Below are 11,908 nucleotides of genomic sequence, written 5' to 3'. Positions count from 1 at the left end.
AATGTGTGGCCGCCTCGTCGCTTCCTGCTCTGGGATCGGGGCCGGGCCGGAGGAAGGGTGGAAGCAGTCCACTTGTGGACGTGCTCCAGAAACGACGGCAAGGCCCGGATAGTCAGGAGAGATCTGATGCCCGAAGTGATCGCTGGTATCAGCGTGCCCGACACGGAACTGGTCCGCGAGGCGACCTCGCAGGTCCGTGCGGTGACCGATGACGTGCTGTTCCACCACTCGCGCCGAGTGTTCCTGTGGGGCATGTTGAAGGCTGCCGCCCGCGGGCTGGTCGTGGACCCCGAACTCGCCTATGTGGGCGCCCTCTTCCACGATGCCGGCCTGACGGCGGCGTTCGCGAGCACGGACCAGCGGTTCGAGCTGGACGGAGCCGAGGCCGCCCGGAAGTTCCTGCTCGATTTCGGCCGCTCGGACCAGGAGGCGCGGAACGTGTGGCTGGCGATCGCGCTGCACACCACTCCGGAGGTTCCGCTGAGGCTGGCTCCGGAGGTCGCGGTGGTGACCCTCGGTGTCGAGACGGACGTGCTGGGACTCGATCTGCACGAGATCGGTGCGGAGCAGCGGGCCGAGGTGCTCGCCGCGCACCCTCGCCCGGACTTCAAGAACCGCATCCTTCAGGCGTTCTACGAGGGCATGCGCGACCGCCCCGACACGACGTTCGGAACGATGAACGACGACGTGCTGGCACACTTCGACCCGTCGTTCCGCCGAGCCGATTTCGTCGACATCATCAGGAACAACTCCTGGCCCGAGTGACCATCGCCGCGGCAGCCTCCGACCGGAGCCCGTCGGCGCGCCTGCGCAGGGCCTCCCTGCGGGTCACCGCGCAACGTACTCACCGCGCTGTACGCGGCCCGGGATCGTGAGCAGGACCGAGCCGGCCGGCTCCCCGGCCCGCTACGAGTTGCGCGCGGACGACCACCACCACGTCCTGTGCCGCGAGTGCCGCACTGCCGGCCGACGTCCCGGCCCGGTTCCCTCTGCCGCCCGCGGCTCCGTCGTCGACAGACCGAAGCGATCTTCCGGGGCGTACGCCCCTTCCCACGTGCGCCGCACGCCGGCGCCCGCCGCCCGACCCTTCGTCCCTACGGCTTCGAGGAGAAGCAGATGCCCTTCGAGGACAACACCGACCCGCTGACCACGGCCGCCGGAGCCCCGGTCGCCGACAACCAGAACAGCCTGAGCGCGGGGCCGCGCGGCCCGCTGCTGCTCCAGAACCTGTGGCTGATCGAGAAGCTGGCGCACTTCGACCGCGAGGTCATCCCCGAGCGCCGCATGCACGCGAAGGGCGCGGGTGCGTTCGGCACGTTCCGGGTGACACACGACATCTCCCGTTACACCAAGGCGGCGCTCTTCAGCGCGATCGGCAACACATGCAAGATGTTCGCCCGGTTCTCCACGGTCGCCGGCGAGCGCGGTGCCGCCGACGCCGAGCGCGACATCCGCGGTTTCGCCCTGCGCTTCTACACCGAAGAGGGCAACTGGGACGTCATCGGCAACAACACGCCGGTCTTCTTCCACCGCGACCCGCTGAAGTTCCCGGACCTCAACCGGGCGGTCAAGCGCGACCCGCGTACCAACCTGCGCGACCCGGAGAACAACTGGGGCTTCTGGACCAACCTGCCCGAGTCGCTGCACCAGGTCACGATCATCATGAGCGACCGCGGTATCCCGAAGTCCTACCGGCACATGCACGGCTTCGGCTCGCACACCTTCAGCCTGATCAACGCGGCCGGGGAGCGGCACTGGGTCAAGTTCCACTTCCGCACCCGGCAGGGCATCCAGAACCTCACGGACGAGGAAGCCTCGGCGCTGATCGGCCGGGACCGCGAATCGCACGGCCGCGATCTGTACGAGGCCATCGAGCGCGGCGACAATCCGAAGTGGTCCCTGCACATCCAGGTGATGCCGGAGGCCGACGCGGCGACCTACCGCTTCCACCCCTTCGATCTGACCAAGGTGTGGAGCAAGAGGGACTACCCGCTGATCGAGGTCGGCGAGTTCGAGCTGAACCGCAACCCGGACAACTACTTCGCCGATGTCGAGCAGGCCGCTCTCACACCGGCGAACCTCGTGCCCGGCATCTCCTTCAGCCCGGACAAGATGCTCCAGGGCCGGCTCTTCGCCTACGGCGACGCCGCGCGCTACCGAGTCGGCGTCAACCATCACCAGATCCCGGTCAACCAGCCGCATGCCGCGACGCTGGTCAACTCCTACCACCGCGACGGTGCCATGCGCGTCGACGGCAACCAGGGCGGAGTACCCGGGGTCGAGCCCAACAACTACGGCCGCTGGGCCGAGCAGCCCTCCTACGCGGACCCCGCGCAGCCGAACGGCGCCACCGCCGACCACTTCGACTTCCGCGAGGACGACGACAACTACTTCCAACAGGTCGGCGACCTCTTCCGGCTGATGACCGCAGCACAGCAGCAGGCCCTCTTCGACAACACCGCCCACGCCATCAGGGGCGCCCGCCCGCAGACCGTCGAGCAGCACATCCACAACTGCGCGCAGGCCGACCCCGCCTACGGCAACGGCGTCCGTATGGCCTGCAAAGCCCACGGGGCACTCTGAACGACCTGCGGCGATCTTCCGCCGCAGGTCGTTGCCAACAAGGCCACAGCCGCGAGTGGCTGCGACACGGACCGTCGGGTGATCAGTGAGGAGGGTCTCCACCACATCCGAACCCTGCCGATCGACTCACCCGGCCGCGGGCGGCGGCTGGTGTTCGTCACCCCTGCGGACACGGACGATGAGGACAAGCAATCACCTAGTACTCCAGCAGGATTTCGCTGTGTGACCTGGAGTTTCGCCGGGCGGCTGGAGTGTAGCGGGTCGTGGTGTGGTCCGGGGCGGTCTCACCGAGGCAGCCCCTCGAACGTGCGACAACGCCGCAGGTAGTGACAACGGCGGGCGACTGCCTGGCGTCGTCGGCGCCAGTTCGACCAGCTCAGCGCATGGTGTCGTCCTCGGTAGCCGTGCAGGTGCGGGGGTGGGGGACGACAAGCTGCCTGGTCGATCGCGAGTTGTATCTGCCCAAGACCTGGACCGAGGACCGCGACCGCTGCCGCTCAGCGAAGATCCCCGACGAGCGGACCTTCGCCACCAAGGGCGAGCTGGCCCGGCACATGGTGCCCAAGTCCCAATTCACCGTGGGCTGCCCGCGCATCGACGGGCTGTTCGCGCAGGCTCCGGACGAGGCGTGGGAGAAGATCTCGTGCGGCGACGGCGCGAAGGGCCCTCGCGTCTACCACTGGGCAGCGATCCGGCTTCCCGCCGTCGCATCAGCAAGCCCGACGAGATCGCCTACTACCTCGCCTACGCCCCTTTGGAGACCACCGCCCGGGAGCTGGTGCGGATCGCCGGAACGCGCTGGCAGATCGAGGAATGCTTCCAGGCCGCGATAGCGCAGCATCGCCGACTTGTGCATACCGACCGCGTCGGCGATGTCCGTGAGCGTCACGGTGCGGACGCCGTGCTTGTCGGCAAGGCGCGCGGCAGCCTCCAGGATCGCCGTCTCGCGGGCCTGCTTGGCCGCGGCGCTGCGGGCGCGTGCGAACTGGGGGGTGGTCACCCACACAGCTTAGCGCAACCAGGTTGCGGTATTAGTGAAACCGTGTTGCACTAAAGGGATGAGTACGCAACCGGACACCTGGTTCATCACGGGCTCCTCCCGTGGCTTCGGCCGCTCCCTCGCGACCGCCGCCCTCGGGGCCGGCGCCAACGTGGTGGCGAGCGCGCGCAGGCCCGAGCAGCTCGCCGACCTGGTAGAGAAGTACGGCGACCGCATCCTCCCGGTGGCCCTGGACGTCACCGACGTCACCGCGGCCGAGGCCGCGCTCACCGCCGGCGTCGAGAAGTACGGGCGGATCGACGTGGTGGTCAACAACGCCGGCTACGCCAACCTCTCGCCCGTAGAGACCACCGACGAGGCCGACTTCCGCCGCCAGTTCGACACCAACTTCTGGGGTGTCTACAACGTCTCCCGGGCCGCTCTGCCGCTGCTGAAGAAGCAGGGCTCAGGAGGCATCGTGATCCAGTTCTCCTCGGTCGGCGGACGGGTCGGCCACACCCCCGGGCTCGCCTCCTACCAGGCGGCCAAGTTCGCCGTCGACGGGTTCACCCGCGTCCTGGCCGCCGAGACCGCGCCGTTTGGGATCCGCTACCTCGTGGTCGAGCCGGGCGGCTTCGCCACCGACTGGGCCGGCGCCTCCATGCAGGTCGACGACGTCCCCGAGGAGTACCGTGAGACCGTCGGCGCCATGGGCGAACTGCTGCGCGGCGGAAGCTCCGCACAGGGCGACCCCGACCGGGCCGCGGACATCCTCGTGCGGATCGTCCATGCCGACAACCTGCCCGGCCATCTGCTCCTCGGCGCCGGTGCGGCGCAGATGGCCCTGGACTACTCCCGCAGCCAGATCACCGAAGCCACAGCCTGGCAGGCCGTCTCCGCTTCCGCTGACTCCGGCGCCGACTACCCGGTCGACCTGCCCTCCGCCGCGTCATGACGTCCGGCACCAGCACGGAGCAGACCATGCAGCGCCAGTTCGCCGGGAAGGTCGCCCTCGTCACCGGCGCAGGGTCCGGGATGGGACGCGCCACAGCGGTCCTGCTGGCGCGGCGCGGCGCGGCGGTCACGGTAGTCGGCCGCCGGGAGAACAAGCTCGCCGAGGTCGTCGATGAGATCGCCGCCGCTGGCGGCAGGGCCTTGGCCGTGCCCGCAGACGTCAGCCGGCCCGGCGACGTCGAGCGGGCCGTCGCCCGCACCCTGGCACAGTTCGGTGCACTGCACTACGCCGTCAACAACGCGGGCGTGTCGGGGAACTTCGTCCCGCTGACCGACATGACTCCCGAGCAGTGGCGGCAGATCGTCGACATCGATCTGAACAGCCTGTTCTACGGGCTCAAGTACGAGGTCCCGGCGATCCTTGAGGCCGGCGGCGGCGCTGTCGTCAACGTCTCCAGCGTCTTCGCGGACCGGGGCGGCCCGACCCCGGAGTACTCCAGTGCCAAGCACGGCATCCGCGGCCTGACCCGCTCCGCGGCGATCGAGTTCGGTGCCCGGGGCGTACGGGTTAACGAACTGCAACCCGGTGTGATCGACACGGAGATGACCCAGGCAAACCCCGGGGGCACGCAGCAGGTCGCGGACACCGGTATCCCCATGCGCCGGGTGGGCACCGGGGACGAGATCGCCACGGCCGTTGCCTTCCTGCTCTCCGATGAAGCCTCCTACATCAACGGCGCACATCTCGCCGTCGACGGCGGGTTCCTCGCATAATCCCCACCCGAGCCAACGACGACGCGACCCGTTCAGCCGGGGCGGCAGCGCCGGCGGCAAACTCGCCGCCGACAGGGCCCTTGATGGCGATCGATGGCGGCCACCACCGCCCCGTCCCGCGAGGACGAAGGCGCGCGCTTCGGCCCAGCAGCGGCCCATGGTCCCGCGCCCGCGGTGTAGCAGGTATGCCTCACCTGCTTTGCCGGCATCGATCCGAGCCACCCCCTCGCCTCTCCAAGGCGTTCACCAACGCCGGATCAACCAGGCCCTTTGAGATGGCGGAGGCAGACATGGCCGCATGTCCTGGCCGACCTCGGCCGGGGGCTGGGGCGCCTCGGCCGCCGGGCCGAGGCCATCGCGGCGCTGGCCGAGGCGACGTCCGCCATGGAGCAGTTCGACACCGTGTACCTGCAGGGCTCCGCCCTGGAGGCGCTCGCCGCGCTGCTCGCCGAGGAGGGCCGGGTCGCGGAAAGCCGCCGGACCTACGCCAGGGCGGCGCAGATCATCTTCCAGGCCGTCGGCGACGCGGAGGCGTACCTCCGCTGCCGTGACCTCGCCGCCGCCCCCTGACCTCCGGGCGCCCGGCCCTCGATACCTCCGCGTGCCCGATTGCGCGGCAGTTCTGCGTGCTGTTCTGCATGGCGGCCCTGCGGCGGCGCGGCTTGACTTTGATAGCAGGGACGGGTCCCACACCCGGTGTCGGGGATCGACAGATCAGGAGAGATCATGACGCGCATCCAGAACATCGTGCTCGTGCATGGCGGCTTCGTGGACGGGTCGGGCTGGCAGGGCGTGTACGACGCGCTCACCGCCGACGGCTACCGGGTGGCCGTCGTGCAGAACCCGACGCTGTCGCTGGCCGGCGACGTCGCCGCCACCCACCAGATCCTCGACGGCCTGGACGGCCCCGCGGTGCTGGTCGGCCACTCGTACGGCGGTGTCGTCATCACCGAGGCCGGCAACCACCCGAACGTCGCCGCCCTCGCGTACATCGCCGCGTTCGCGCCCGACAAGGGCGAGTCGGTCGACTCTCTGATCGCCGACCCGCCGCCCGGCGCCCCCGTTCCGCCGATCCTGCCGCCGCAGGACGGCTTCCTCTTCCTCGACCGGGAGAAGTTCGCCGCCGCGTTCGCCGCCGACCTGCCGGCGGCACAGGCCGCGTTCATGGCCGACTCCCAGGTGCCGTGGGGCGTCGACGCACTCGCCGGCGCGGTGTCCGTACCGGCCTGGCGGAGCAAGCCGTCCTGGTACCTGGTCTCCACCGACGACCGCATGATCCCCCCGCCCGCCCAGCGCGCCATGGCCGGGCGCTCCGGCGCGACCGTCACCGAGACCCCCGGCAGCCACGCCGTGTACGTGTCCCGCCCGGCGACCGTGGCCGCCGTCATCACCCAGGCCGCGGAGGGCCTGAACGGGAACCCCCGGGCGTAAAAGCACCTCGCCCACCGCTCGGGAGCCGTGTCACGTCCATGTCCCGCACGCCCAGCCCCCGCAGAGCCGTCACCACCGGTGCAGCCCCGCCACGGCCGGGACGATCACGCCGGCCCTCTCCACTTGCCGCGGTCACCGGCCGCGGCAACCGCAAGCCGACCGTCGCGCGCACGGCTACATGGTGTCGGGCCGCGGACGCCAGGTGCCGTCGAGCCGTACGCCTGCAGCCGCCGCGATGCGGTCGCGGGAAGCGGTCAGCCGGGTCCTGAGCGTGGGCAGGTCCACGCCCACCAGGGCTCCGTCGCGCTTGACCACGCGGCCGGCGGCGAGCACGGTGTCGACCAGCCCGGGATGACCGGCGGAGACGACGGTGCCGACCGGGTCGGCGACCGGGAACACGGTGATGTCGTCGGTGCGCAGCAGGATGATGTCGGCGTCCTTGCCGGGTGTGATGCTGCCCGTGCGGGCGTCGAGTCCGCAGGAGGCGGCGGCGTCGAGGGTGGTGAACTCCAGCAGGTCGCGGGAGTTGAGGCCGCCGTCCAGGCCGCGTTGCACCGCGAAGGCGGTACGCATGGTGGAGAACATGTCGCCGCCGGCCGAGGGGACGTCGTCGACGGACAGGGTCGGGCGCAGGCCGGCGGCCAGTGCCCGGCCGGTCAGTGGGTTGCCGAAGCCCATTTTCAGCTCGACGTCCGGGCTGATCGAGAGCGAGCTGCCCGCGTCGGCGAGCATCCGCAGTTCTTCGTCGCTGATGCCGTTGCCGTGCACGAACGTGGTGGTGTCCCGGAGCAGGCCGTGCTCGTGCAGCTCGGCGATGGGGCGCTGGGTACCGTCGGAGCCGGTGTGCAGGCTGGTGCGCAGGCCGAGGTCGGCGGCCAGCTCCAGCTCCCGGGCGACGGTGTCCAGGCTCGTGTCCTCGGTCCCGCGCAGCCCCCAGGCCATGGTGACCGGGCCGCCGTCGGGCAGCTCGGCGCGGACGCGGCGGATCGCGTCGTCCACGGAGGCGGCGGAGTCCCAGCCCGCACCGAGGCAGAAGACGGACCGCCCCGGTACGTCGCGCAGGGCGGCAATGGCCGCGTCCTCATGCTCGGCGCTCTTCGCGACGTGATACCAGTCCAGCATCGTGGTCACGCCCGCGTGCAGGGCCTCCAGCCGGCCGAGCAGGGTGCCCAGGTACACGTCCTCGGGCCGGTAGTGCGGCTTGACGGTGCCGTGCATGGCGGCGGCCCACTCGGGAAACGTCCAGTCCGCGCCCGCGCCCCGGAACGCGGTCTGCCAGGCGTGACGGTGGTTGTCGACGAAACCGGGCAGGACGATCCGGTCACTCGCGTCGATCACGTCGGCGTCGGTCACCTCGATCCGCTTGGCCACCTCGACGATCACACCGTCCTCGATCAGCACGTCGCCTCGGTGGAGATCGCCGGCAGCCGGGTCCATGGTGACGACGGTGCCGCCGGAGAGCAGGGTCTGCATGGGAGGGTCCTTTGTTTCGGGTGGTTCACGCTCGCGTACGGTGGGCGGGCTGAGGCTGCCGTGGTGCAGGGCGGCTCAGCGGTGTACGGCGTCGGCCGCGGCGAGGGCGTCGGCGACCAGGTCGGCGGTGTCCTCGGTGCCGGCCGCCAGCCGCACCAGGCCCGCAGGGACGGTCTCGGTGATCTGGTCGTCGCTGAGCATTCCCGCCCACATGGACGCCGGGTGCACGGCGAGGGATTCCACCCCGCCGAGGCTGGCGGAGCGGCGGGGGTAGCGCAGACGGGACAGGAAGGCGTCGGCCATCTCGTACCCGCCGGTGAATTCGATGCCGAGTACTCCGCCGAATCCGTTCATCTGCTCGACGGCCAGCTTGTGCTGCGGGTGGGTGGCCAGGCCGGGGTAGTGCACGCGTGTCACGGCCGGGTGGCCGCTCAGCGCTTCGGCGAGGGCGAGGCCGTTGTCGTTGTGCCGTGGCACGCGCAGCGGCAGGGTCCTTATCCCGCGCAGCAGCAGCCAGGCGTCGATGGGGCCGAGCGTGGCGCCGGTGAGCAGGCTGGTGTCCCAGATCCGGTCCAGGACCTTCGCCGGCCCGGCCAGCACTCCGGCGGAGACGTCGGAGTGGCCGTTGAGGTACTTCGTCGCGCTGTGCCAGACGACATCGATGCCGAAGTCCGCCGGGCGCTGGTTCAGCGGTGTGGCGAAGGTGTTGTCCGCCAGGGTTGCCACACCGTGGGCGCGGGCCAGGTCGGCGACGGCGCGCAGGTCGGTGATCTGCAGCAGCGGGTTGCTCGGTGTCTCCACCAGGATCAGCCGGGTCTTGGGGGTGAGGGCCTTCTCGAACGCCCCCTCGTCCCTCTGGTCCACCAGCGTGGTGGACACGCCCAGGCGCGGCAGCAGGTTCTGCAGGACGGAGGCGGTGCCGCCGTAGGTGGACTTCTGCCCGATGACATGGTCGCCGGCAGACACCAGAGCCAGCACGGCGGTGGTGATCGCGGCCATGCCGGACGCGGTGACCATCGCGGCCTCGGTGCCCTCCAGCTCCGCGACGACGGCGGCGGCCTGGGCGTGGTTCGGGTTGCCGAAGCGGGTGTAGAAGTCCTTGCCACGCGGCTCGACGGCGCCGGCGGCGAACGTGGTCGCGTCCTCGGCCGAGAACGCCGCCGTCTGGTAGATGGGCGGCGCCACGGCGCGGCTGGGGTGGGTCTCACGGTCGATGTGAACGGTGACGGTGCTCTTGCCCGGCACGGCTGGCCCCTCCGGAACTCGACGGTATGTCCGTATCCAGCATGGCCGCCCGCGCCATCGGCAAGCCCCGGCTGCGAGCAATCTTGGCAAGATATTGCGCGGAGTCAGGGCACGCGATTGTGCTACAGAATCTTCATGAGCAATATAATTGCTGGTATGGATGATGTGGACCGGTCGATTCTGGCCGTACTGGAACGGGACGGCCGTATCAGCAACAACGAGCTCGCCGCCCGGGTCGGGCTGACGCCCTCGCCGTGCCTTCGGCGCGTACGGCAGCTTGAGGAGTCCGGGGTCATTCGCGGCTACCGGGCGCTGATCGACCCGGCGGCGGTCGGCCGCGGGCTGCGCGTGTTCGCGGGGGTGCGGCTGATGCGGCACACCCGCGCAGCCGTGGTCGCCTTCGAGGAACAGGTGGGGGAGCTGCCGGAGGTCATCGCCTGCCACCACATCACCGGAAACTTCGATTACCTGCTCCAGGTGGAGGTCGCCGACCTGCCCGCCTACGAGGACTTCCACGCCAACCAACTGGCCGCCCTGCCCGGCGTCGGCACGGTCAACAGCTTCGTCATCATGAAGACACTCGACACCGCATGACAGCCCCGACGCCCGCGGCGGCCCATTCTCACGGTCGCCTGGTGACCACGGTTGGTGGGTGCCGCGCGGGCGCGGGCGGTCGGGCTGTCACGCCGTGATGGAGCCGCGGATGCACACGGTGGTGGCGCCGCTGACCCAGACGGTGCCGTCCGGATCGGTGGTGATCTCGATGCTGGCCGCCCGCCCTACCCGGGTGCCTGGGAGACCCGGTAGGTGGAGGGTGCACCGCCGGTGGCGGTGAGCCACTACCCGACACCGGCGTTCATGGTGCCGCACGCAGGGTCCTCGGGAACGGTGGCCCCGGGGGCGAAGGTGCGCATCTCGAAGTGGTGCCCGGATCCGATCCCTCCGGGTGGGCCCCGATCGCACCGACCATCGCGGTCGGGATGAGGGACAGGTCGGGCTCAAGGTCAAGGACTTCCCGGGCGGTGGCCAGCCGGACCACTGCCCATCTGGGCCCGTTGTCCACCCACCGGTGGGTCAGCACCCGCTCCCGGGTGATGCCGAACGCATCGACGATCCGCTCCAGGTAGGCGTCGTCGGGGGCCCCGTCCCGCACCCTGGGCGGGGCGGCGAAGGGCAGCGAGCCGTCCCCCACGGCGCACGGTGACCAGGCCCGCGGGGCACTCCTGCACGATCCGGTCGGCGTACCGTGGCGTACCAGCGCCTGTGGGAGGTCTCCACGGCGCTGCTCGCACAGGCTGGGGCCGCGGCATGACCACCACCGACCTCGTACAGCGCGACGACCTCGGCGCCTTCCTGCGCGCTCGCCGCGAGGCCGCCGACCCCGCCGCGGCAGGCTTCCGCCCCGGGCTGCGGCGCCGGACCCCGGGATCGCCGGGCTGCTGCTCGCGTGCCCGATGCTCGACGATCACAACGACACCCCCTCCGGCCGGCAACTGGCCGGTCTGGGGGTGTGGGACCGTACCTCGAACGACACCGGCTGGACCGCGCTGCTCGGCGATCGCCGCGGCGGCCCGGACGTGCCCGCCTACGCGGCTCCCGCCCGCGCGACGGATCTGTCGGAACTGCCTCCCGCCCTCCTCGACGTCGGCTCGGCGGAGACGTTCCGGGACGAGGTGGTCGCCTTCGCCGCGCGTCTGTGGCAGGCCGGCGGACAGGCGGAACTGCACGTGTGGCCGGGCGGTTTCCACGGATTCGACGCGCTGGTGCCCGAGGCGGAACTGTCCCGGGCGGCACGTACGGCACGGGTGCGGTGGCTGCGGCGGCTGATCAGCGAGCCGTCGGGGATTACGGATGCGGCGGGGACCAGGCCATTGGTGACGCATCAACCTCCTGGTAGCTTCACCTCATGAGTGAACCCCGCTGGCTCGACGACCGAGAGGCCGAGATCTGGAAGACGTACCGGGACCTGCGGCGCGAGCTGCAGAGCGCGATGGACCGGCAACTCGATCGCGACTCCGGTCTGTCCGGCGCGGACTACGCCGTGCTCGCGCCGCTGTCCGAGTCGGCGGAGGGCGTCCTGCGGTCCCGGGAGCTGGGCGGGGTGCTGGGCTGGGAACGCAGTCGGGTCTCGCACCAGATCAGCCGGATGGAGAAGCGCGGCCTGGTCGCCCGGGAGCCATGCGCGGACGACGCCCGCGGCTCGATGGTCCGCGTCACGCCCGAAGGCCGGGCCGCCATCGAGGCCGCCGCGCCCGAGCACGTCGAGACCGTACGCCGCCACTTCTTCGATCCGCTGACCCGCGACGAGGTCGAGACCCTGGGCGTGCTCCTGGCCCGCCTGCTCGACACCCTCGCCAGGCGCTGACCCGACGCCCGGACGCCGGGTGCTTCGTACGGGACCGGCGTCGCGGCGCCAGGTTGTTGACGCGACATCAAAATCTGCCTAGTTTCATTGATGCATCATCAATC

General features: G+C 70.6%; 10 protein-coding genes and 3 pseudogenes. 10 read left to right on the top strand and 3 right to left on the bottom strand.

What is annotated here, in order from left to right:
* Nucleotides 1-126: 126 nt before the first annotated feature.
* The 3 genes and pseudogenes from CXR04_RS07090 to CXR04_RS36855 form a co-directional block, all read left to right on the top strand.
* Nucleotides 127-765, top strand: coding sequence for an HD domain-containing protein (locus CXR04_RS07090; protein ID WP_101421023.1), 639 nt, complete (start codon nucleotides 127-129; stop codon nucleotides 763-765).
* Between the two features lie 351 nt (nucleotides 766-1,116).
* Nucleotides 1,117-2,583, top strand: a complete 1,467-nt coding sequence (locus tag CXR04_RS07080; protein WP_101421022.1) for a catalase — start codon at nucleotides 1,117-1,119, stop codon at nucleotides 2,581-2,583.
* 383 nt (nucleotides 2,584-2,966) lie between these two features.
* Nucleotides 2,967-3,406, top strand: a pseudogene (locus CXR04_RS36855) (transposase); the annotation flags it as partial.
* Nucleotides 3,407-3,412: 6 nt separating this feature from the next.
* Here the strand turns inward: CXR04_RS36855 and CXR04_RS07070 are convergent.
* Nucleotides 3,413-3,583, bottom strand: a pseudogene (locus CXR04_RS07070) (TetR family transcriptional regulator); the annotation flags it as partial.
* A gap of 58 nt (nucleotides 3,584-3,641) precedes the next feature.
* On the opposite strand from CXR04_RS07070, the gene CXR04_RS07065 reads away from it, so the two are divergent.
* From CXR04_RS07065 to CXR04_RS07050, 4 genes are all read left to right on the top strand, one after another.
* A complete protein-coding gene (locus CXR04_RS07065) occupies nucleotides 3,642-4,517 on the top strand; it encodes an SDR family NAD(P)-dependent oxidoreductase (RefSeq protein WP_101421021.1) in 876 nt (291 codons plus the stop codon).
* A gap of 26 nt (nucleotides 4,518-4,543) precedes the next feature.
* Nucleotides 4,544-5,290, top strand: a complete 747-nt coding sequence (locus CXR04_RS07060) for an SDR family NAD(P)-dependent oxidoreductase (protein WP_234380099.1) — start codon at nucleotides 4,544-4,546, stop codon at nucleotides 5,288-5,290.
* Nucleotides 5,291-5,560: 270 nt separating this feature from the next.
* Nucleotides 5,561-5,860, top strand: coding sequence for a hypothetical protein (locus tag CXR04_RS07055; protein ID WP_101421019.1), 300 nt, complete (start codon nucleotides 5,561-5,563; stop codon nucleotides 5,858-5,860).
* 156 nt (nucleotides 5,861-6,016) lie between these two features.
* Complete coding sequence (locus CXR04_RS07050) at nucleotides 6,017-6,721, top strand: alpha/beta fold hydrolase (RefSeq protein WP_199850410.1); 705 nt, start codon at nucleotides 6,017-6,019, stop codon at nucleotides 6,719-6,721.
* Nucleotides 6,722-6,895: 174 nt separating this feature from the next.
* On the opposite strand, the gene CXR04_RS07045 is transcribed toward CXR04_RS07050, so the two are convergent.
* Complete coding sequence (locus CXR04_RS07045) at nucleotides 6,896-8,194, bottom strand: amidohydrolase family protein (RefSeq protein ID WP_101421018.1); 1,299 nt, start codon at nucleotides 8,192-8,194, stop codon at nucleotides 6,896-6,898.
* Between the two features lie 75 nt (nucleotides 8,195-8,269).
* Nucleotides 8,270-9,439 (bottom strand): trans-sulfuration enzyme family protein, encoded by a 1,170-nt coding sequence (locus CXR04_RS07040; protein ID WP_101421017.1) that lies wholly within the window; start codon nucleotides 9,437-9,439, stop codon nucleotides 8,270-8,272.
* A 156-nt stretch (nucleotides 9,440-9,595) separates the two neighbouring features.
* Between CXR04_RS07040 and CXR04_RS07035 the strand changes: the two genes are divergently transcribed.
* The 3 genes and pseudogenes from CXR04_RS07035 (at nucleotide 9,596) to CXR04_RS07020 (ending at nucleotide 11,804) form a co-directional block, all read left to right on the top strand.
* Entirely contained in the window at nucleotides 9,596-10,033 is a 438-nt protein-coding gene (locus tag CXR04_RS07035; RefSeq protein ID WP_101421016.1) for an Lrp/AsnC family transcriptional regulator, read from the top strand.
* Nucleotides 10,034-10,860: 827 nt separating this feature from the next.
* Nucleotides 10,861-11,268: pseudogene (locus tag CXR04_RS07025) on the top strand (alpha/beta hydrolase); the annotation flags it as partial.
* Nucleotides 11,269-11,345: 77 nt separating this feature from the next.
* Complete coding sequence (locus CXR04_RS07020) at nucleotides 11,346-11,804, top strand: MarR family winged helix-turn-helix transcriptional regulator (protein WP_101421015.1); 459 nt, start codon at nucleotides 11,346-11,348, stop codon at nucleotides 11,802-11,804.
* The last annotated feature ends 104 nt before the right edge of the window (nucleotides 11,805-11,908 follow it).

The sequence above is a fragment of the Streptomyces sp. CMB-StM0423 genome (genome assembly GCF_002847285.1).
In the GTDB taxonomy this organism is placed as follows: Bacteria; Actinomycetota; Actinomycetes; order Streptomycetales; family Streptomycetaceae; genus Streptomyces.
Note: the sequence above shows the minus strand (reverse complement) of the source record. Positions and strands in the feature narration are given on the sequence as shown.